This is a genomic window from Muricoccus roseus (assembly GCF_900141905.1).
Lineage (GTDB): Bacteria > Pseudomonadota > Alphaproteobacteria > Acetobacterales > Acetobacteraceae > Roseomonas > Roseomonas rosea.
Genome location: NZ_FQZF01000014.1, coordinates 1 through 20,424, shown reverse-complemented (window position 1 = coordinate 20,424; position 20,424 = coordinate 1). Strand labels below are relative to the sequence as shown.

Below are 20,424 nucleotides of genomic sequence, written 5' to 3'. Positions count from 1 at the left end.
GGGAGGGGGGCGGCCTGCCGCAGGGCGGCCGCGGCTCAGGCGGCGACCCGGCTCTCGAACCCGTCCCGGCCTTCCTCCACGGCATGGCAGGCCACCAGCGTCTCGGGCGTGCCCCGCGCGGCGATGAGCGCCGGCCGCTCGGCCCGGCAGCGGTCGTTCGCCAGCGGGCAGCGCGGGTTGAAGGTGCAGCCGGAGGGCGGGTTGATCGGGCTTGGAACTTCGCCGCCCACGGGCTGGCGTTCCTTCCCCACCATGTCGAGGTCGGGGATCGCCTCCATCAGGGCGCGCGTATAGGGGTGGCGCGGCGTGGTGAAGAGCCGCTCCGCCGGGGCGGATTCGACGATCCGGCCGAGATACATGACCCCCACCTGGTCGCTCACCTGCCGCACCACGGCCAGGTTGTGGCTGATGAAGAGATAGGTCAGGCCCAGCCGGCGCTGGAGGTCCTTCATCAGGTTCAGGATCTGCGCCTGCACCGAGACGTCGAGGGCGGAGGTCGGCTCGTCGCAGACCAGGAAATCGGGGTTGGAGGACAGGGCGCGGGCGATGGAGATGCGCTGCCGCTGCCCACCGGAGAACTCATGCGGGAAGCGGTTGCCGTCCGCGGGCGAAAGCCCGACCTGCCGCAGCAGCGCCCCCACCTTCTCACGCAGGGCGGCTCCGCCATTCGCGATGCCGAAGGCCCGGATCGGCTCGCCAATGATGTCGGCCACCCGCCAGCGCGGGTTCAGGCTGGCATAGGGGTCCTGGAAAATCATCTGCATGCGGCGGCGCTGCGCGACGGATTTCCGGGCCTCCGCCAGATCCTGCCCCTCGAACAGGGCCTCTCCGCCGCTCGGCTCGTAGAGGCCGACGGCCAGCCGCGCGACGGTGGACTTGCCGCAGCCGCTTTCGCCGACCAGGGACAGGGTCGTGCCGCGCGGGATGGCGAAGGAGACGCCATCCACGGCGCGGAGGAGGCGCTTCCCCTCCCGCGCGATCAGGCGCTGGAGGACGGGCTTGGAGACGTCGAAGGCGCGGCTGAGGTCGCGTGCCTCGAAGATGGGCGCCTCGAAGTTGGGCGCCTCAGGGATGCGCGCCACCAGGGCCTCAGACATGGGCACGCTCCCGCGGGGCGTGGCTGTCGAAGAGCCAGCAGGCCGCCCGCGTCTCATTGGCGGGGAGCAGCTCCGGCCGCTCCACCTTGCACCGGTCGAAGACATGCGGGCAGCGCGGGTTATAGGCGCAGCCCGTGGGAATGGCGGTCAGGCGCGGCATGGCGCCGTCGATCTGGGGCAAATGCTCCACTCGGTGCGAGAGCGGCGGGATGGAGGCCATGAGCCCCGCCGAATAGGGGTGGGAGGCCGCCTTCACGACCGAGCGCACCGGGCCGATCTCGGCCACCCGTCCGGCATACATCACGGCCACCCGGTCCGCCGTTTCGGCGATCACGCCCATGTCGTGGGTGATGAGCATCACGGAGGTCCCCTTCTCCCGCGTCAGGCGCTTCAGCAGCGCGATGACCTGGGCCTGGATGGACACGTCCAGCGCGGTGGTGGGCTCATCCGCCACCACCATCTCCGGCTCCGCGCAGAGGGCGAGGGCAATGACGACGCGCTGGCGCATGCCGCCGGAGAACTGGTGGGGGTAGGCGTCGATCCGCTCGGCGGCGGCGGGGATCCCTACCATCTCCAGCCAGCCGATGGCGCGGCGGCGGGCCTCGGCGGCGTCGATGTCCAGATGCGTCTGCATCGTCTCGGTGAGCTGCCGGCCGACGGTGTAGAGCGGGTTCAGCGTGGTCAGCGGGTCCTGGAAGATGGCGCCGATCCGCTTGCCGCGGATCCGGCGCATCTCCCGCCGGGACAGGTTGTCGATTCGCTGCCCGCGCAGGGAGATGGAGCCGCCGGCGATCCGCCCCGGCGGCTCCAGCAGGCCGATGATGGCGGCCCCGGTCATCGACTTGCCCGCGCCGGATTCGCCGACCACGCCCAGCACCTCGCCGGGCGCGATGTCGAAGGAGACCTCGTCCAGCGCCCGCAGGGTGCCGCGGCGGGTGGGGAATTCGACGACGAGGTCGCGGACCTCGAGAAGGGCTGCCATCAGCGGAGCCTCGGGTTGAGGGCGTCGCGCAGCCAGTCGCCCAGCAGGTTCACCGACAGCACCATCGCCACCAACGCCAGGCCGGGGAAGATCGCGATCCACCACTCCCCGCTGAAGAGGAAGTCGTTGCCGATGCGGATGAGGGTGCCGAGGGAGGGCTGGGTCGGCGGCACGCCGACGCCGAGGAAGGAGAGGGTCGCCTCCGAGAGGATGGCGAGGCCGAGATTGAGGGTGGCGAGGACGAGAAGCGGCCCGAGGACGTTGGGCAGCACATGCGTCAGCATGATCCTGGCCGGGGAGATGCCGATGACCCGCGCCGCCAGCACGTATTCCTTGTTGCGCTCGACCAGGGCGGAGCCGCGCACGGTGCGGGCGAATTTGGGCCATTCCGAAATGCCGATGGCGACGATGACCACATAGACCGCGAGCTGGTCGTGCAGCTCGCGCGGCAGGGCGGCGCGGGCCACGCCGTCGATCAGCAGGGCGATGAGGATGTTGGGGAAGGTGAGCTGGATATCGGCGATGCGCATGAGCACCGCATCCACCGCCCCGCCGGCATAGCCCGCCAGCAGGCCGACCAGCACGCCGAGCGCCAGGGCGAAGGCCGTGGCCGAGACGCCCACCAGCAGCGAGACGCGCGCGCCGTACATGATGGCTGAGAGCACGTCCCGCCCCTGGTCGTCCGTGCCGAAGGGATGGGCCCAGGACCCCTCCTCCATGAAGGCCGGGGGGTTGAAGGCGTCCATCAGGTCGAGGCTGGCGAGGTCGAACGGATTATAGGGCGCCAGGACCGGCGCCAGCACCGCGCCGAGGATGCAGACGAGCGCCACCGCGGCCGAGATGACCGCAGTGGGCGTGGTGCGGAAGGACCAGAAGAGATCGCTGTTCCAAAGGCGCGCGATGGCCGCCATGGCTCAGTGCCCCCGCCCGGTGCGAAGCCGCGGGTCCACCGCGTAGTAGAGCAGGTCCACGATCAGGTTGATGAGCACGAACACCGCCGCGATGAGGAGGAGATAGGCCGCCATCACCGGGATATCGGCCGAGGAGACGGACTGGATGAAGAGCAGCCCCATGCCCGGCCATTGGAACACGGTCTCGGTCACGATCGAGAAGGCGATGATGGAGCCGAGCTGAAGGCCGACGATAGTGATGACCGGCACCAGCGTGTTGCGCAGGGCATGCCCGAAGTTGATGGACCGGTCCCGCAGGCCCCGCGCCCGGGCGAACTTCACGTAGTCGGACCGCAGCACCTCCAGCATCTCGGAGCGGACGAGGCGCATGATAAGGGTGAGCTGGAACAGGCCGAGGGTAATCGAGGGCAGCACCAGGGCCTTCCAGCCCGAGGCGGTGAGGAAGCCCGTGCTCCACCAGCCCAGCTGCACCGTGTCGCCGCGCCCGAAGCTGGGCAGCCAGCCCAGCCAGACCGAGAAGACGAGGATCAGCAGGATGCCGATGAGGAAGGTCGGCAGCGAGACGCCGATGAGGCTGAAGGTCAGGAAGGCGCGGGACAGCCAGGAGCGGCGGTAAAGGCCGGTATAGACGCCCATGGGCACGCCAACGGCCAGGGCCACCACCGAGGCGCAGAGCGCCAGCTCGAGCGTGGCCGGCGCCCGCTCCACGATCAGGTCCGCCACCGGCCGGGAAAGGCGGTAGGACAAGCCGAACTCCCCGCGCAGGGCGTTGCCGATGAAGCGCAGGAACTGCACCCAGACCGGCTGGTCGAGCCCGAGGGCGGCTACCAGCGCGTCCCGCTGCTGGACCGAGAATTCCTGCCCCAGCATGGTCGCGATGGGATCACCGACGAAGGTGAAGAGGCCGAAGGCGATCAGCGCCACGGCCAGCATGACCGGGATGGCCTGGAGGATGCGCGAGAGGATGAAGGCGAACACGGGTTCCGCCTAGCGGAGCGGCGCCGGGCCGTCCACCCGGCTTTCGTGCTCCTGAAGCGCCGATGCCATCAGCTCGAGAATCCTCTCTCCATCCGCCCGGCGCCAAGCAATCCTTGCACCACGGACAGGATCACATCGCCATCGGGCCGCTGCGGCTCTGGCCGTCCTGGGCCCAGTCCTTGATGACGGTGAAGGCGACCGCCAGCAGGACCGGGCCGAGGAAGAGACCGAGCAGCCCGAAGGCGAAGGCGCCGCCGAGCGCCCCCAGCAGCGTCAGCAGCAGCGGCAGGTCCGCGCCGCGCGCGATCAGCCAGGGTCGGATGAAGTTGTCCACGGAGGAGATGCCAAAGGCGCCGTAGAGGGCCATGAAGATGCCCCAGCCCGTGCTGCCATTGGCCAGGAGCCAGATGGAGGCCGGAATCCAGACCACCGGCGCGCCGACCGGCAGGATGGAGATGACGCCGGCCAGGATGCCCAGCAGGGCCGGCTGCGGCACGCCGGAGACCCAGAGCCCGAAGGCCGTCATGGCCCCCTGCACCACCGCGGTGCCGAGCAGCCCGTAGATGACGCCCCGGGTCACCGCCCCCGTCAGCACCACCAGCCGCCGCCCGCGCCCGCCGGCCACGCGTTCGGCCATGCGGTCCAGCGCCTCGGCCAGGCGCGGGCCGTCGCGGAAAAAGAAGAAGGACAGGAGGATGGCGATGAGGAGTTCGGCCACGCCGGAGACGATGGCCAGCACGAGGCTGAGCGCCGTCTGCGCCAGGCTGCCGGCATAGGGGCGCAGCACACTGAACAGGTTCCCGACACCGAGATCCAGCGCGTCCAGCCGCTCCTGGATGAAGGGACCGACTAGGGGGAGGCGGCCGACGGCGCTGACCAGCGCCGGGAGCCCATCCGTCAGGAAGCCCTGCACGGCGTTGCGCAGCCCGTCGATCTCCTCGCGGCTGGTGGGCGCGGCGAGCGCCAGGGGCAGGCCGATGACCAGCATCATGGCCGTGACCATGACGCCGGCCGCCCAGCCCGGCCGCAACCCCACCCGGTCGGTCAGCAGGCGGTAGCCGGGCCAGGTGGTGAAGGCGAGAATCGCGGCCCAGAGCAGCGAGGAAAGGAAGGGGCGGAGGACCAGGAAGCATCCCACGAGGAGCGCCACAAGCGCGGCCACGCCCAGCAGGCGGATGAGGAACTGCTTGTCGTCCGGCATGCGGCCTCCTTGGCGGGCGCCCGCCCCTGGCGGGCCGCAGCGCCGGATGCTTATTGCGCGCCTGCGCCAGGGCCGCCACAGGCCCGTGCCGCCGCGCCTTGGGCGGGGTGCCGAATCGCGCTACCCTCGCGCCATGGCCGCCGGCAAGGGATGGGGCCGGGGAGAACTGGCCCGATGCCGCGCTTCGCCGCGAATGTCTCGATGCTCTTCGGCGAGCACCCCTTCCTCGACCGCTTCGCCCACGCCCGCGCGGCGGGCTTCTCCGCTGTGGAATGCCTCTTCCCCTATGCGCACCCGGCCGCCGCGATCCGCGCGCGGCTGGAGGATGCCGGGCTGCGGCTGGTGCTGTTCAACGCCGCCCCGGGCGATTGGGAACGGGGCGAGAAAGGCCTGGCCGCCCTCCCCGGCCGCGAGCGGGACTTCCGCGACGGCATCGCCCGGGCGCTGGACTACGCGGGGCAGCTTGGCTGCCCCCGGCTCCATGTCATGGCCGGGCTCGCCCCGGCGGGGATCGCGCGCGACACACTGCTGGCGACCTATGCCGCCAACCTCGCCTGGGCCGCCGAGCGCTGCGCCGCCCATGGCGTGAAGCCGCTGATCGAGCCGATCAACCGCCGCGACATGCCGGGCTACGTGCTGAACACCACCGGGGAGGCGGCGGCGATCATCGAGGCGATCGGGCCCGAGCGGCTCGGCCTACAGTTCGACCTTTATCACACCCAGGTGACGGAGGGGGACATCACCCGCCGCTTCGAGGCGCTGCTGCCCCTGATCACCCATGCCCAGGTCGCCGACACGCCCGGCCGGCACGAGCCGGGCACGGGCGAGGTGAACTGGCCCTATGTGTTCGACCGGATCGATGCCGCGGGCTATCGCGGCTGGATCGGCTGCGAGTACCGGCCGGCGGCCGGCACCGAGGAAGGGCTCGGCTGGTTCGCCCCCTGGCGCGCCTGACCGAGCCAGGGAAGAAGAGGGAAGCGACACGCATGAAGATCGGGTTCATCGGCCTCGGCATCATGGGGCGTCCGATGGCGCTCAACCTGAAGAAGGCCGGGCATGAGCTGTTCGTGCCGGAGCGCGCCAGCCTGACGGAGGAGATCCGTGGCGCCGCGACCGTCCTCCCCTCCCCCGCCGAGGTGGCGAAGGCCGCCGAGGTGGTGATCCTGATCGTGCCCGACACGCCGGACGTGGAGGCGGTGCTCTTCGGCGAGGGGGCGGTGGCCGAGGCGCTGAAGCCCGGCACGTTGGTGATCGACATGTCCTCGATCAGCCCGACTGCGACGAAGGACTTCGCCGCGCGCGTGAACGCCCGGGGCTGCGACTACCTGGACGCGCCCGTCTCCGGCGGCGAGGTGGGCGCGCGCAACGCCGCGCTGACCATCATGGTGGGCGGCCCGCAGGCGGCTTTCGACCGGGCCCTGCCCCTGTTCGAGGCGATGGGCAAGAACATCACCCTCGTCGGCGGCAACGGTGCCGGGCAGACCACGAAGGTGGCCAACCAGATCATCGTGGCGCTGAACATCGCGGCGGTGTCCGAGGCGCTGGTCTTCGCCAGCAAGGCGGGGGCCGATCCGGCGAAGGTGCGGCAGGCCCTGATGGGCGGCTTCGCCTCCTCCCGCATCCTCGAGGTGCATGCGGAGCGGATGATCAAGCGGACCTTCGAGCCCGGATTCCGGATCGCCCTGCACCAGAAGGATCTCAACCTGGCGTTGCAATCGGCGCGTGAACTCGGAGTCGCGCTGCCCCATACCGCATCGGCCCAGCAGCTCTTCTCCGCCGTATCGGCCGCCGGTGGCGGCCAACAGGACCATTCGGCCCTTGTGCAGGCCCTGGAGCGTCTGGCATCCCATGAAATCGGGTGACCGTCCGACCTGATTATGCGATGCAATGCACGGTTGCGTTGCACGATCAGAGCGCGCATTTTGTATCGAGAGTCCAGTGGGGTGAGATGCGCCCCCTGGCAGGGCCAGGAAGATTGACGCGATGAGCGAGGGACCTGCCATGCGCTTCGCCGATATCGGCCAGCAGCTCAGGGCTTACCGACTGGAGTCCGGGCTGCGGGCCGAGGAGATTGCGGCGCGCCTCGGCGTGTCGCGCGCGGCGCTGTACCGCTACGAGAAGGGCGAGGTCATCAAGCTGGACACGATCCGGCGCCTGGCCGAGCTGCTGAAGATTTCACCCCTTTCGCTGCTGGGGATCGGCGTCGAGTACTTCTCCCGCCCGCTGGCCCTGCAGGAGCGGCTTCGCCAGGTGGAGGAGGATGCCGAGCAGATCCTCCAGCTCGGCGGGGCGCTCTGCACGCTGGTGACGACCGACGGCTATGACGCGGCGCTGACCGAGGCCCTGTCCGAGGCTTCGGAGAACGCCTCGGAGCGAATTGCCTTCCACGCGGCGGCGGAGCAGACGCTCGGCCTGCTGCATGCGCGCAAGCGGCTCTATCAGTCCCGGCGTCCCTCCATCATCGCGATGGTGAGCGAGCAGGCCCTTCGCGCCTTCCTGGCGGACGGGATCGCGCCCGCCCTCCGGCTGTCCGAGCGCCAGCGCCAGCGCTGCCGGGTCGCGGCGCGGGCCGAGGTGGAGAACGTCGCGACGCTGATGGAAAGCGTGCCGATGGGGCTGCAGCTCGGGCTGCTGACCGATGCCGAGCCGACGGGCCATTTCATCGTGCTGCGGGCGCGGGAGCGCGCGCATCTCTGCGCCAACCCCTTCCTGCCGGACAGCCCGCCCCTCGGCGCGATCGGCGTGGGAACCATCACGGCGGCAGACGAGGCGGTGACGATCCACCAGCGGGTTGCCGAGACCGCCTGGCGCGAGGCCCGCAAGGGCGCGGAGGCGGCGGCCCGCGTGCGCCTTCTCCTCGCCGAGACGCAGCTGCACTAAGGGGCGCGCGCGCTCCTCAGCCCGGCTCCAGGTCGAGATAGGCCTCGAGGATCTCCGAATCCTCCGTGCGGCGGGTCGTGAAGCCGATCGCACGGACGAAGCGCAACATCCCCGCATTGTCGGCCAGCACCTGGCCCGAGATGCGGCGCAGCCCGCGGCTGCGCCCCCAATCGACCAGACGCGCCATCATGTGCCGTGCGAGCCCGCCGCGCTTCCAGCCGCCCCCGACGAGGATGGCGAACTCGCCCCCGCCCTCCCCGTCCATCACGAGCCGCGCCGTGGCGGCGATCTGGCCGCCATCCAGCGCGGCGAAGGCCATCTCCCGGTCGTAGTCGATCTGGGTCAGGCGTACGACCTGGGCCGGCGGCAGTTCCCGCAGCCGATTGAAGAAGCGGTAGCGGATATCCTCCGGTGAAGCCTGCCGAACGAAGGCCGCCACCCCCTCGGCATCCTCCGGGCGGATGGGCCGCACCATCAGCTGGCGCCCATCCCTGGTGGCGAAGGATTGGGCCAGCTCGGCGGGGTAGGGCGGGATCGCCAGGAAGCTCCGCTCCCCTTCCGGGCGCAGGGTGAGGTCCGCGTCCAGCGCCAGCACTCCTTCCCCCACGGCGCGAAGCGGATTGATGGTGAAGCAGGCGATCTCGGGGAAATCCACTGCGAGCTGGGAGAGCGCCACCAGCGCCTCGGCCAGCCGCTCCCGCGAGATGGCCGGCTGGTCGCGCCAGCCATCCAGCAGCCGGGAAACCCGGGTGCGGCCGATCATGGAAAGGGCCAGCACGCGGTTCAGCGGCGGCAGGTCGTGCGATTCGTCCGCCTCCATGCCGGCCGCCGTGCCGCCCCGGCCGAAGCCGATCCAGGGCCCGAACATCGCATCCTCGCCCAGGCGCAGCCGGAACTCCCGGCCCGGCAGCGACTGGCGCTGAACCATCCAGCCGCGGGGGCAGATGCTCGGCCGGTCCGCCCCGACCCGCGCCGCCATGGCCGCGCCGGCGGCCCGCAGCGCCGCCTCGTCCCGCAGGTCGAGCGCGACGGCCCCGACCTCGGTCTTCGCCGGCAGCTCGGGGCAGAGCACCTTGAGCACGACAGGCCAGCCCAGCCGCCCAGCAGCTGCCACGGCCTCGTCCAACGTCGCCGCGGTCGCGTGGGGGACGACGGGAATGCCATAGGCCGAGAGCACGGCCAGCGACTCCGCCTCGTCGAGCGAGAGGCGGCCGGCGGCGCGTAGAGCGGAAAACAGGGCGGCGACACGCGCACGGTCCGGCGTGACCTCCAGCACCTGGCTCGGGGGCAGCTCCGCAGCCGCCGCGCGGTTGCGGCGGTCCTGTGCGAGATGCAGCGCGCCCTGCACCGCCGCTTCCGGGGTGGCGAAGACCGCGACGCCGCGTTCGGCGAGCTTGCGGCGCTGCTGCCCGGCCGTGGCCTGACCGAGCCAGGCGGCGAGGACCGGTGCGGCCCGCCCTCCGCGGCCTGAAGACGCGGCAGCGGCAGCGAGGGATTCCGCGGCGATCGCCGGATCCTCGTCCGGCACCGGGGCGTGGATGGCGACCACGGAATCCACCTCCGCCAGGGCGGAGAGAAGGGCGGCCGCCTCGGCCAGGCGGTGCCCCTGCCCCATCGGAAGGGCAAGCGGGTTCTCCCCGGCCCAGCCGCCCGGCAAGGCCAGCTCCAGCACGGCGCGGGCGTCGGGCGAGATTTCCGCCAGGCGGCCTCCCCCACGCAGCGCGGCGTCGGCGGCCATCTGGCCGGGACCCAACCCGTTGGTGACGATCGCGATGCGGTTGCCTCGGGTGCCCTCCGGCCCCGGCCGGGGCGATGGCTTCACCCGCGCGAGGGTCTCGGCCGCGGACAGCAGATCCTCCAGCCCCTGGACCCGCAGCACGCCCGCGCGGCGGAGCGCCGCGCCCATCACGGCATCGGCGACGCCGCGCCCGGCATGGCCGGGGCGCTGCGCCACTACCGGCCGGCTGCGGGCCGCCGCGCGTGCCGAGGAGATGAAGCGGCGCCGGTCCTTGATGCGGCGGAGGTCGAGCAGGATGGCGCCCGTCGCGGCATCGCGCGCCAGCCAGTCCAGCCCGCCGGCGAAGCCGTAATCCGCATTGGTGCCGATGCCGGCGATCAGGGTAAAGCCGACCGCCTCGCCCTCGGCCCAGTCGATCACCGCGCGGGCGAGGGCGGAGGATTGGCAAAGCAGCGCGAGGCGCCCGGGGCGCGGCGGTAGGTGCGAGAGGGAGGCGTTCAACCCGAGGGGCGGAATGCAGAGGCCGAAGCTGCGCTCCCCCATCGCCCTCACCCCGGTGCGCGCGCAGGCCGCGGCGAGGCCGGGCGCGGGCCCAGTGACCACGGCCGCGAAGCAGCCCCGCTCGGCCAGGGCGGCCATGGCGGGCTCCACCGCCTCGGGCGCGAGGGAGAGCACCGCCAGCTCCGGCGCGGCGGGCAGGGCCGAGAGGCTTTCCGCATGCACCATCCCCGGCCAGGCGGCGCCGACGGCGTGCAGCGTTCCCTGGAAGCCGCCCGCGGCGATGTTGCGCGCCAGGATGGCCGAGGCCGGGATCGCCGGGTCCGCCATCAGGGCCACCCGCCTCGGGGCGAAGAGCGCGGTGTCATGGAAGCCACGCGCCAGCCCCTGGCCGGAGAGGGAGACCGGCAGAGCCATGGCGCGGGGCCTCAGCCGCTCGCGAGGGCGCGCTTGGCGGCTTCCACCAGGAAGCCGCTGGCCACGGGCAGCACGCGGTCGTCGAAATCGTAATTCGGGTGGTGCAGCTCACGCCCGCCATCGGTCGGGCCATTGCCGATCCAGACGAAGGCGCCGGGCACGTTCTGCAGGAAGACCGAGAAATCCTCGCCCGTCATGGCCGCCGCCATGTCCCGCCGCAGCGGCGCCACGGCGGAGGCGGCCCCGGCCGCCAGGTCCCGCTCGGCCGGGTGGTTCACCGTCGCATCCACGCCGCCGAGCACCTCGGCCCGCGCCTTCACCTGGAAGGTCTCGGAGAGGCCACGGGCGATCCGGGTCAGGCCGTCCTCGATCATCCGGCCTGTCGCGTCGTGCAGGAAGCGCATGGAGCCGCGGATCGTGACCTTGGCCGCGATCTGGTTCCAGGCCTCGCCCCCCTCGATGGTGGTGAGGCTGACCACGGCCGAATCCAGCGGGTCGAGGTTGCGGGCGACGATCGACTGGCAGGCGACGATCGCGTGCCCGGCCGCGACGATCGGGTCATGGGTGAGGTGCGGCAGGGCGGCATGGCCCGCATGGCCTTCAATCTCGATCAGGAAGCGCCGCCCGGCCGCCATCACGGGACCATCATGCACGGCGATGGTGCCCACCGGCAGGCCGGGCCAGTTGTGCCAGCCGAAGATGCGGTCCATGGGGAAGCGTTGGAAAAGCCCGTCCTCCACCATCGCGCGCGCGCCGCCGCCCCCCTCCTCGGCGGGCTGGAACACCAGGCGCACCGTGCCGGACCAGCTTTCGTCCCGCATCAGCAGGGCCGCCGCGCCCAGCAGGGCCGTGGTGTGGCCGTCGTGCCCGCAGGCATGCATCACCCCGGGCCTGGTGCTGCGATAGGGCAGCTCGGTGCTCGCCTCTTGGATGGGCAGCGCATCCATATCGGCGCGAAGCCCGACGCTGCGGTTGCCGCCGCCGCGCCGGATGGTGGCTACCACCCCGTGGCCGCCAATCCCCGTCTCGATCTCCTCGACACCCAGTTCACGCAAACGTTGGGCGACGAAAGCGGCCGTCGGGCCTTCTTCCTTCGTGACGTCCGGGTTCGCGTGGAGATGGCGGCGCCAACGCGTGAGGGTCTCGGCGAGGTTCTGATCCATGGACTCAGGAGTTAGCCCTTCCATTGCCTTCCCTCCACCCCGGACTCGCGCTGATCCCCCTGTTGCTGATCGGAACCGCCTGGGCGCAGCCCGCCGCGGCGCCAGCAGCGGAGGAACCGCGCGAGGCGGCGGCCCCGAACCCCGATGACGCAGAAGGTCCCGTCCGCCCCTATGAGGTGACCTTCACCCCCACCGGGAACGCACAGCTCGACACCGCCATGGAGGGCGTCTCGGTCCTGCGCCGCCTGCGGGAGAGCGTGCCGACCAGCGCGGAGGGGCTGGTGGCGCGGGCCCTTCAGGACCTGAGCAACCTCCGCACCGCGCTTCGCTCGGAAGGCTATTATGCCGGTACCCCCCGGGTGACAGTGGCGGGGGAGGCGCCGGATGCGCCGGATCTCGCCATCCGGCTCCAGGCCCGGGGTCCGGAGCCGGTACCGGTTGTGATCGCCGCCGAGACCGGGCCGCTGTATCGCATCTCCACCGTCACCACCCGCCCCGCCGTGCTGGAGGAGGATATCTCCGAGGCGGGCGAGGTCGCCGGGCTCGGCCCAGGCGATCCGGCCCGGGCCGAGGCGGTGAACAGCACACAGGAGACCCTGCTGACCCGGTTGCGGGAGGCAGGCCACCCCTTCGCAAGCGTGCCGCGGCGCGAGATCACGGTGGATCATGACGCGCGGAGCATGGAGGTGGTCTATCGCGTGCAGCCCGGGCCGCGCGCCCGCTTCGCCCAGCCGGCCGTGCAAGGCTCGGAAAACGTTGATCCGGAGTTGCTGCGCCGGGCCTCGGGGGTGCTCGCCGGCGAGGTCTACAACCCGGACGAGCTGGACCGGGTACGGCGCGACGTGCTGGCATTGGGCGTGTTCGGCACGGTGCGCGCGCGGATTGGCGAGCGGCTGGACCCGGAGGGGCGCCTGCCCGTGACCTTCCTCGTGGCCGAGCGACCCTTCCGAGCGATCGGCGGGACGGCGGGGTACGAGACACGCTACGGCCCGACGCTCCGCGCCTATTGGGAGCACCGGAACCTCTTCGGCGCGGCGGAGCGCCTCCGGATCGAGGGGGAGGTCTCCCGCACCACCCAGCGGGGGGTGAGCGACACAGGCTACCGGCTTTCCGCCAATCTTCGCCAGCCCTGGTTCGCCGGGCTGAACGCCACGGCGGTGACCGATGTGGCCATCCTGCGGGAGCGGCTGCTGGCCTATGACCGGGACGCGATCACCGCTGGCTTTTCGCTGGAGCGGAAGATCGACCCGCGCCTCACCCTCTCCGCCGGCATCGCAGGAGAGATCGGGAATACCTCCGAACTGGACCAGGATCTGCGCTACACGCTGATCTCCTTGCCCCTCGGCGCGCGCTTCGACGGGACGGACAATGTTCTGGACCCGTCCCGCGGCTACCGCGCGAACCTGCTGGTCTCGCCCACTCTGTCGCTCGGGGATACGCATGCCACCTTCGTCCGCGTCCGGGGTACCGGAAGCGCCTATTTCGATCTGAGCGGCGACAAGGGCAGCATCCTGGCGGTGCGGGCTGGCGTCGGCACCCTGGCCGGGGCCGAAGCCGGGCAGGTTCCGCCGCATCTACGCTTCTATGCCGGCGGCGGCGGCTCGGTGCGCGGCTATGACTACCAGAGCATCGGACCCCGGCGGCGGGACCAGAGCCCTCGCGGCGGCCTCTCCCTGGTGGAGGGCAGCGTGGAACTGCGCCAGCGCATCTCCGGCCCCTATGGCGTGGCCGTCTTCGCGGATGCGGGCAGCGTGGGCGAGGAGGCGCTTTCCGGCTTCGGCGACCTGCGCGTCGGCGCCGGCGTCGGTTTCCGCTACGCGACCGCGATCGGCCCCATCCGGGCCGATGTCGCCCTGCCCCTCTCCAAGGTGCCGGGCAGCGCGGGCTTCGGCTTCTACGTGGGCATCGGGCAGGCCTTCTGATGCGCTGGGTGAAGCGGATCCTGCTGGCGATCCTCGGGATCGTCGTCATCCTGCCCATCCTGCTCCTCGCGGGCGGCTGGGTGGCGCTCAACGTGCGGCCGGGCCAGGACGCGCTGGCGCGGCTGGCCATGGGCTTCGTGCCCGGGCTGCAGATCGAGAACCTGCATGGCGGGCTGCCCGCCGCGCCGCGCATCGGGCGCGTGGTGCTCTCGGATGCCGAGGGACCCTACCTCGTGCTCGAGGATGTCGCCCTCGACCTCGACCTGCTGCGCCTCGCCTCGGGGGAGCTGCGGGTCTCGAACCTCGCCGCCGCGCGCGTGGCCTTCAGCCGCCTGCCCGTGACCGATCCGAATGCGCCCGTGGCGCCCTCCGAGCCCGGTCCTCTCATCCCGCAGCTGCCTCAGCTGCCGGTGCGGGTGGCGTTGGAACGCCTGTCGCTGCCGCGCATCGAGCTGGGCGAGGCCGTGGCGGGCTTTCCCGCGACCCTCTCGCTGGAGGCGGGTGGACGGCTCGGCGCGGATGGCGCGTTCCTCGGCGCCAAGGGGCGCCGGCTCGATGCGCCCGGCACGCTCGACCTCGACCTGGCGCTTGCGCCGGGGGAGCGGGTGAAGATCGACCTGACCTATGACGAGGCGCGCGGCGGGCTCGTGGCCGGGCTGCTCGGCAAGCCCGAGCAGGCCACGCGGCTGCGCCTGGCGCTCGATGGTCCCGCCAGTGGCGCCGGCTTCACCCTCCTCGCCGATATGGGCGAGACGGCGCGGGTGGAGGGGCGCGGCTTCGTCAGCCTGCCCGCCGGTGGTGGCGTGGGGCTGGAGGCCTCGGGCGATGCGAATCTCGGCGGCTTCCTGCCCGCACCCGTCGCCGCGTTGCGCTACGACATCCGCACCAGCCCCGGGGAGGGTGGCGCCACCCGGATCGAGCGGGTGCGGGTGGAAACGGGTGCGGCGGTGGTCGAGGCGCGCGGGACGGTGGGCGACGCGCTCGACCTCGCCTTCGATGCCCGGGTGAACGATGCGGGCACGCTGGCGGGCCTGGTGCCGGAGACGGTGGGCTGGGGCGGGATCGAGGCGCGCGGGACCGTCACTGGCACGAACGCGGCGCCGGAACTGCGGGTGGAAGCCACGTTGCGCGACCCGCGGCTGCCCGAGCCTGCGCCCGGCCTTCTCGGCCCCGCCCCCACCATTCTCCTGCGCGCCAACCAGCAGCGGGTTCATGAGCTGGCGATCAATGGCCGTGCGGTGACGCTGCGGGCGGAGGGCGCCTATGGCGAGGTGCTCGACCTCACCCTCCAGGCAGGCCTGCAGGCGCAGGACATCCCGAATGTCCCCGTGCGCGGGCAGTTGCAGGCCCAGGCGCGGGTGACAGGCCCGGCCTCCGACCCGGCCGTCGCCCTCACGGCCGATTCCCCTGCCCTGGAAGCCTATGGCCGCCGCTTCGAGGCCCTGCGGCTGGAGGCCGCGTTGCCCCGTGCCACGGTTCCGGCCGGCAGCCTGAACCTGAACGCGCGGCTCCAGGGCCTGCCGCTGGCCGCCGAGGCACGCGCCGCGCAGGAGGGTGACCGCATCCGCATCGAGACGCTGCGCGCCTCGCTCGGCCCGGCGCGCCTGCAGGCGGGCGGCGAGGTGGATATCGCCCGCTTCCTCGCGCGGGCGGAGCTCACGCTCGAGGCGGCGGACCTCGCGCCCCTCACCCCTGTCGCGGGGACGCCTCTCGGCGGCGGGCTGCGCGTGACCGCGAAGCTCATGCCCACGGGGCCGGAAGGTGCCCAACGCCAGGGGATCGAGGCAGAGGTCCGCGCGAACAATCTTCGGGCCGGCGGGCAGGTGGTGAACGGCACGGTGCTGGCCAGCGGCACGGATGCGGCACTGGATGTCCGCGGAGACCTGCGCGCGCTGGATGGCCGTGCCGCCCTGCGTGCCCGGCTGGCGCTGGACCAGCCGGAAAAGCGGATCGAGCTCTCGGCGCTGGACGTGCAGCGCCAGGGGCTCGGGATCCGCCTTTCTGCCCCGGCCACGGTGGTGATCGCGGCGAATGGCGGCATCTCCACCCTGGGCATCTCCCTCCAGGGGCGCCCCGGTGGCGCGCTGCAGGTGGCCGGGCGCTGGGGGCCGGACAATGCCGACCTGCGCGCCAACCTTTCCAGCCTGCCTCTCTCGCTCGTCAATCTCTTCGTGCCCGACCCGACGCTCTCGGGCGTTCTCTCGGGTGAGGTCCGGCTGTCCGGGCCCGTGGCGAAGCCCGGTATCGAGGGAGAGCTGCGCGGCACCGGGCTGCGGGCCGGCGCGCCCTGGGCGCGCGGCCTTCCGGCGGGGACGCTGCAGGCCACCGCGCGGATGCGCGGGGAAACGGTGGAGACGCGCGCCGAATTCCGCGTCGGGCCCGCGCTGCGGCTGGACCTGGAGGCGCGCGTGCCCAGCGACTTCGAGGGGCCGATCAACGCCACCCTGCGGGGCACCACCGACCTGGGCGTGGTTGCGGGGCCGTTCCTGCTGGGCGGCGCGAACCGGGTGGCCGGCACCGTCGCGATCGACGCCCGGGCGGGCGGCACGGTCGCTTCCCCGCAGATCTCGGGGACGGCACGGCTCTCTCGCGGCCTCTTCCGGAACCTCGAATACGGGCTCGCCCTACGGGAGATCCAGGGCACGGTGCGGGGCGACATGGACCGGATCGTCGTGGAATCGATCACGGCGCGAGCCGGCCCGGGCACGCTGACGGCGCGCGGGCAGATCCAGCCTTTCGCGGAGGGGCAGCCCATCGACCTCACGGTGCGGGGCGAGAACCTCCAGCCTATCTCCTCCGACCTGCTGCGCGGCGCCTTCGACACGGATCTCCGCCTCTCCGGCTCGGTCGGGGACGGGATGCGGCTGGCCGGCATGATCACCACCCGCACCGCCACGATCGGCATCCCCGAGGGGCTCCCCGGCGGCGTGGCGGAGATCGGGGAAGTGCGGGAGGTCGGTCGCGGCGCGCCCTCCCCGCCGCCGGGCACGGCCGCCGCACGCCGGACGGCGGGGCGCCAGGCGCCCGCGGCGCCTCCGTCCGATGCCCCGCCCATGGCGCTCGACATCACCTTCCGCGCGCCGGGGCAGGTGTATCTGCGTGGCCGCGGGCTGGATGTGGAAATGGGCGGCGATGTGCGGATCGGGGGAACCATCTCGGAGCCGCAGGCGAACGGCGCGCTGCGGCTCCGCCGCGGCAACCTGACCGTGCTGGACCGGCGGCTGAACTTCGAGCGGGGCGTGCTGACCTTCCAGGGCGATGTCGCGTCCCCCGAGATCGACCTGCTCGCCACCTCGCGGGTGAGCGCCACGACGATCAACGTGACCGTCACGGGGACTCCCCGGGCGCCGAAGATCGAGTTCACCTCCAGCCCCGAGCTGCCGCAGGACGAGGTGCTGGCGCGGCTGATCTTCAACCGCTCGGCGGACCGGCTCTCCCCCTTCCAGATCGCGCAGCTAGCCCGCGTGCTCTCGGGCGCCGTCTCGGGCGGGCAGGAAGACCCGGTAAGCGGCGTGCTGGGACGGGTGAGCCGCACGCTCGGGCTGGACCGGCTCGGGATCGGCACGGGGGCGAACGGCACGCCGGGAATCGAGGCAGGCGGCTATCTCGGCCAGGGCATCTATCTGAACGTCGATCCTGGCACGAGCACGGGCTCGCCCCGGGTGGGCGTCGAGATCGAGCTGACGCCGCGCCTTAAGCTGGAAAGCGGCGCCGGGGCCGACAGCCAGGGGCTCGGGCTGACCTACGAATACGAGTACTGACCGCTCGCGCCCCGGCCCCTGCGGGGCTGGGGATATTGCCCAGGCGAACGGGGATGGGCCGGGTATTCCGGTCAGCCGCCGGAATGGCTAGAGTCCCGCCATCCCGGGCCGATGGCTGCTCCGAGCGGCAAGGCAGGGTGGGTCCTGATCGTGCCGCCTGCCGGCGCATCCACCCCCCGGCACGGGACAGCCACTGAGATGACAGGGAGAGGAGGAGCCGAATGCGCGCCTTCGATGGACAATTCAGCGACAACAAGCCGATCCGCCGGAGCGTGGACGAGAAGCGTCGCCTCCTGGCCGAGCTGGAGCAGACGCTGGCCGGGATGAAGCCGCACACCTCCCCAAGCCTGCGCGAGAGCATCAAGGGCCGGATCATGGAGCTGCGCGCGGATATCGGCGGCGCCACCAAGCGCTGAGGCTTACGGCGTAAGGACGGCCCCGCCTTCTCTTTGAAGGCGGGGCCGTCTTGCGTTTCAGCCCGCCAGTTCGGCCAGCAGCCGGGCGTGGCTGCGGGCGCCATGCATCAGGCACGCCCAGTCGAACTTCTCGTTGGGGCTGTGCACCTGGTCGTCATCCAGGCCGAAGCCCATCAGCACGCTGTCGAGACCGAGGATGCGCCGGAAGCTCTCCACCACCGGGATGGAGCCGCCGGAACCGATCAGCACGGCCTCGCGCCCGAACTCGGCGGCGAGCGCCCGCCGGGCGGCGGCCACCTCCGCGCTGTCCTCCGGTACGACGACCGGCGCCGCGGCGCTGAAGCGCTGGATCTCGGCCCGGGCATCAGCGGGCAGGCGTGCCTTCACGAACTCCTCCAGCGCATCCAGCACCTGGTTCGGGTCCTGGTCGCCGACGAGGCGGAAGGAGACCTTCGCATGGGCCTCCGCCGCGATGACCGTCTTCGCGCCCGGGCCGGTATAGCCGCCCCAGATACCGTTCACATCGCAGGTCGGCCGCGCCCATTGCCGGACCAGCGGCTTCACCCCCTTCTCGCCCGCCGGGACGGAGAGGCCGATATCTCCGAGGAAGCGCGCCTCGTCGAAGCCGAGGGAGTCCCAGGCAGCATCGAGATTACCGCCGACCTCCGGCACGCCGTCATAGAAGCCCGGGAGCTGGATTCGGCCATTCGCATCCGTCAGCTCAGCAAGGATCCGGCAGAGCAGGTTGATGGGGTTGAGGGCCATACCGCCATAGAGGCCGGAATGGAGGTCCCGCGAGGCGGCAAAGAGGTCTATCTGCGCATAGGCCATTCCGCGCAGCCGCGCCGAGATGGCGGGTGTCTTCGCGTCCCACATGTTCGTGTCGCTGACGACCACGGCCCGCGCCTGGCGCAGCTCCGCCGCATGCTCCTCCAGGAAGGCGTCGAGGCTCGGGCTGCCGATCTCCTCCTCGCCCTCCACCAGCACGCGGATGGGCGCGGGCGGGCCGCCGGCCACCTCGTGCCAGGCGCGCATGGCCGCGAGCCAGGTCATCACCTGCCCCTTATCGTCCACGGCCCCTCGGGCGACGGTCACCGGGCCGTTCCGGCCTTGCTTCACCGTCGGCTCGAAGGGGGGCGAGGTCCAGAGCTCGAAGGGCTCGGCCGGCTGCACGTCGTAATGGCCGTAATAGAGCAGCGGCTTCGCCTCGCCGCCCGGGCCGGGATGGAAGGCGACCACGGCCGGGTGGCCCCTGGTCTCGCGGATCTCGGCGGTGAAGCCGAGGGAGGTCAGCTCCTCGACCAGCCAGGCGGCGGCACGGCGGCAATCGCCGGCATGGTCAGGCTGCGCGCTGACGCTGGGGATGCGGAGGAAGTCGAAGTAGCGGGCCCGGATCTCGGCCTCCGCCGCGTCGATCCGCGCCAGGACCTGGGGCAGAGCCTGCGAGGGCGCGGCGGTCATGCGTCGTCGCCCGTATCCGGGGTCAGCCCCGCGGCCTTGATCCCGGCGACCGCGGCCGCCTCGTCCTTGTCGGACAGGTCGCCCGAGATGCCGACGGCGCCGAGGATGGCCCCCTGCCCGTCCCGGACCAGAACCCCGCCCGGCACGGGCACGGCCGCGCCGCCGGCGAGGTCGGAGAAGGCGTTCATGAAGCCCGGCATGCCCTGGGAGCGCCGGGCGAGCTCCCGCCCACCGAAACCCAGGCCCATGGCGCCGAAGGCCTTGCCATGCGCAATGGCGGGGCGAAGAAGACTGCAGCCATCCTCCTTCAGCAAGGCCTTCATCTGCCCCGCGGCATCGAGGACCACGACGGTGAGCGGGGCGAGGCCAAGGCGCCGGCCTTCCTCGAGCGCAGCGGTCGCGACGCGCTGCGCCTGGTCGAGGGTGATGCCGTGCTGAAAGCCGGTTGGGGGATTGGGCATGGACGCCGCCACTCCGCTTGGGGTTCCCAGCGGTTCTATGCTCTGCGGCGCCGGATACAAGGCACGAAAAAACCCCGTTCCGGTGAGGGAACGGGGTTGTATCTGGATGCGGGGACAGGATTTGAACCTGTGACCTTCAGGTTATGAGCCTGACGAGCTACCGGGCTGCTCCACCCCGCGATGTCCGCTGCGCGATGAGGCGCAGCGGCGTGATCCGTCCTTGATCAAGATCTGGTCTGGTGGCCTGGCGCCGACCGACTCTCCCGCGTCTTAAGACGCAGTACCATAGGCGCGGAGGTGTTTCACGGCCGAGTTCGGGATGGGATCGGGTGTGGCAACCTCGCTATAGGCACCAGGCCACCGGGCCAGATCTTGGTTTGGGGACGGATGGTGTGATGGATGGGTTGGTGTGTTGTGTGGGAGGGGTTTGCGTATTGGTGCTGCGCACGGCGAGGGTTTTTAGGCCTCAGCGGTGGGGGGGATGAGTTCGATCGGGCGATTAGGACCGCTCGGCTGCGTCGGTTACCCGACTTCCACC

At 71.7% G+C, this 20,424-nt stretch carries 15 protein-coding genes, 1 tRNA gene and 1 rRNA gene; 6 read left to right on the top strand and 11 right to left on the bottom strand.

Annotated features, from left to right (window positions below; genetic code table 11):
• Positions 1-35: 35 nt before the first annotated feature.
• From BUB97_RS12905 to BUB97_RS12885, 5 genes are all read right to left on the bottom strand, one after another.
• The gene (locus BUB97_RS12905; protein ID WP_073135342.1) at positions 36-1,097 is read right to left on the bottom strand and encodes an ABC transporter ATP-binding protein; all 1,062 of its coding nucleotides are present in this window, start codon (positions 1,095-1,097) and stop codon (positions 36-38) included.
• On the bottom strand, positions 1,090-2,079 hold the full coding sequence (locus tag BUB97_RS12900; protein WP_073135340.1) for an ABC transporter ATP-binding protein: 990 nt from the start codon (positions 2,077-2,079) through the stop codon (positions 1,090-1,092). Before BUB97_RS12900 ends, BUB97_RS12905 begins: the two co-directional genes overlap by 8 nt.
• A complete protein-coding gene (locus BUB97_RS12895; RefSeq protein WP_073135338.1) occupies positions 2,079-2,990 on the bottom strand; it encodes an ABC transporter permease in 912 nt (303 codons plus the stop codon). The genes BUB97_RS12900 and BUB97_RS12895 overlap by 1 nt, the downstream gene beginning before the upstream one ends.
• A 3-nt stretch (positions 2,991-2,993) precedes the next feature.
• Positions 2,994-3,968 (bottom strand): ABC transporter permease, encoded by a 975-nt coding sequence (locus BUB97_RS12890; protein ID WP_073135335.1) that lies wholly within the window; start codon positions 3,966-3,968, stop codon positions 2,994-2,996.
• Positions 3,969-4,098: 130 nt separating this feature from the next.
• Positions 4,099-5,169 carry an AI-2E family transporter gene (locus BUB97_RS12885; RefSeq protein WP_073135333.1) on the bottom strand — a complete coding sequence of 357 codons (1,071 nt, stop codon included), beginning with the start codon at positions 5,167-5,169 and terminating at the stop codon, positions 4,099-4,101.
• 174 nt (positions 5,170-5,343) lie between these two features.
• Between BUB97_RS12885 and otnI the strand changes: the two genes are divergently transcribed.
• From otnI to BUB97_RS12870, 3 genes are all read left to right on the top strand, one after another.
• Positions 5,344-6,123 (top strand): 2-oxo-tetronate isomerase, encoded by a 780-nt coding sequence (gene otnI, locus BUB97_RS12880; RefSeq protein WP_073135331.1) that lies wholly within the window; start codon positions 5,344-5,346, stop codon positions 6,121-6,123.
• Between the two features lie 32 nt (positions 6,124-6,155).
• Positions 6,156-7,031, top strand: a complete 876-nt coding sequence (locus tag BUB97_RS12875) for a 2-hydroxy-3-oxopropionate reductase (RefSeq protein ID WP_073135329.1) — start codon at positions 6,156-6,158, stop codon at positions 7,029-7,031.
• Positions 7,032-7,170: 139 nt separating this feature from the next.
• Positions 7,171-8,049 (top strand): helix-turn-helix domain-containing protein, encoded by an 879-nt coding sequence (locus BUB97_RS12870; protein ID WP_073135327.1) that lies wholly within the window; start codon positions 7,171-7,173, stop codon positions 8,047-8,049.
• Positions 8,050-8,065: 16 nt separating this feature from the next.
• On the opposite strand, the gene BUB97_RS12865 is transcribed toward BUB97_RS12870, so the two are convergent.
• Entirely contained in the window at positions 8,066-10,702 is a 2,637-nt protein-coding gene (locus BUB97_RS12865) for a bifunctional acetate--CoA ligase family protein/GNAT family N-acetyltransferase (protein ID WP_073135325.1), read from the bottom strand.
• Positions 10,703-10,713: 11 nt separating this feature from the next.
• Positions 10,714-11,865 (bottom strand): amidohydrolase, encoded by a 1,152-nt coding sequence (locus tag BUB97_RS12860; RefSeq protein ID WP_086062165.1) that lies wholly within the window; start codon positions 11,863-11,865, stop codon positions 10,714-10,716.
• A 62-nt stretch (positions 11,866-11,927) separates the two neighbouring features.
• Here BUB97_RS12860 and BUB97_RS12855 point away from each other — a divergent pair, with 62 nt between their 5' ends.
• The 3 genes from BUB97_RS12855 to BUB97_RS12845 all read left to right on the top strand — a co-directional run bounded on the left by BUB97_RS12855 (position 11,928) and on the right by BUB97_RS12845 (position 17,964).
• Positions 11,928-13,787, top strand: a complete 1,860-nt coding sequence (locus tag BUB97_RS12855; protein WP_245818292.1) for an autotransporter assembly complex protein TamA — start codon at positions 11,928-11,930, stop codon at positions 13,785-13,787.
• Positions 13,787-17,548, top strand: coding sequence for a translocation/assembly module TamB domain-containing protein (locus tag BUB97_RS12850; RefSeq protein ID WP_073135318.1), 3,762 nt, complete (start codon positions 13,787-13,789; stop codon positions 17,546-17,548). The genes BUB97_RS12855 and BUB97_RS12850 overlap by 1 nt, the downstream gene beginning before the upstream one ends.
• Positions 17,549-17,769: 221 nt before the next feature.
• Complete coding sequence (locus BUB97_RS12845) at positions 17,770-17,964, top strand: hypothetical protein (RefSeq protein ID WP_073135314.1); 195 nt, start codon at positions 17,770-17,772, stop codon at positions 17,962-17,964.
• A 57-nt stretch (positions 17,965-18,021) separates the two neighbouring features.
• Here BUB97_RS12845 and BUB97_RS12840 read toward each other — a convergent pair whose 3' ends face one another.
• The 4 genes from BUB97_RS12840 to rrf all read right to left on the bottom strand — a co-directional run bounded on the left by BUB97_RS12840 (position 18,022) and on the right by rrf (position 20,243).
• Positions 18,022-19,425 (bottom strand): M20/M25/M40 family metallo-hydrolase, encoded by a 1,404-nt coding sequence (locus BUB97_RS12840; RefSeq protein WP_073135312.1) that lies wholly within the window; start codon positions 19,423-19,425, stop codon positions 18,022-18,024.
• A complete protein-coding gene (locus BUB97_RS12835) occupies positions 19,422-19,886 on the bottom strand; it encodes a GlcG/HbpS family heme-binding protein (RefSeq protein ID WP_073135310.1) in 465 nt (154 codons plus the stop codon). Before BUB97_RS12835 ends, BUB97_RS12840 begins: the two co-directional genes overlap by 4 nt.
• A 103-nt stretch (positions 19,887-19,989) precedes the next feature.
• A tRNA-Met gene (locus BUB97_RS12830) sits at positions 19,990-20,066 on the bottom strand.
• Positions 20,067-20,128: 62 nt separating this feature from the next.
• A 5S ribosomal RNA gene (rrf, locus tag BUB97_RS12825) occupies positions 20,129-20,243 on the bottom strand.
• Between the last annotated feature and the right edge of the window lie 181 nt (positions 20,244-20,424).

Bases quoted from the DNA above. Each gene is read 5' to 3' on its own strand.
- BUB97_RS12905 (WP_073135342.1), bottom strand. From the start codon at position 1,097: ATGTCTGAGGCCCTGGTGGCGCGCATCCCTGAGGCGCCCAACTTCGAG.
- BUB97_RS12900 (WP_073135340.1), bottom strand. From the start codon at position 2,079: ATGGCAGCCCTTCTCGAGGTCCGCGACCTCGTCGTCGAATTCCCCACC.
- BUB97_RS12895 (WP_073135338.1), bottom strand. From the start codon at position 2,990: ATGGCGGCCATCGCGCGCCTTTGGAACAGCGATCTCTTCTGGTCCTTC.
- BUB97_RS12885 (WP_073135333.1), bottom strand. From the start codon at position 5,169: ATGCCGGACGACAAGCAGTTCCTCATCCGCCTGCTGGGCGTGGCCGCG.
- otnI (WP_073135331.1), top strand. From the start codon at position 5,344: ATGCCGCGCTTCGCCGCGAATGTCTCGATGCTCTTCGGCGAGCACCCC.
- BUB97_RS12875 (WP_073135329.1), top strand. From the start codon at position 6,156: ATGAAGATCGGGTTCATCGGCCTCGGCATCATGGGGCGTCCGATGGCG.
- BUB97_RS12870 (WP_073135327.1), top strand. From the start codon at position 7,171: ATGCGCTTCGCCGATATCGGCCAGCAGCTCAGGGCTTACCGACTGGAG.
- BUB97_RS12865 (WP_073135325.1), bottom strand. From the start codon at position 10,702: ATGGCTCTGCCGGTCTCCCTCTCCGGCCAGGGGCTGGCGCGTGGCTTC.
- BUB97_RS12860 (WP_086062165.1), bottom strand. From the start codon at position 11,865: ATGGATCAGAACCTCGCCGAGACCCTCACGCGTTGGCGCCGCCATCTC.
- BUB97_RS12850 (WP_073135318.1), top strand. From the start codon at position 13,787: ATGCGCTGGGTGAAGCGGATCCTGCTGGCGATCCTCGGGATCGTCGTC.
- BUB97_RS12845 (WP_073135314.1), top strand. From the start codon at position 17,770: ATGCGCGCCTTCGATGGACAATTCAGCGACAACAAGCCGATCCGCCGG.
- BUB97_RS12840 (WP_073135312.1), bottom strand. From the start codon at position 19,425: ATGACCGCCGCGCCCTCGCAGGCTCTGCCCCAGGTCCTGGCGCGGATC.
- BUB97_RS12835 (WP_073135310.1), bottom strand. From the start codon at position 19,886: ATGCCCAATCCCCCAACCGGCTTTCAGCACGGCATCACCCTCGACCAG.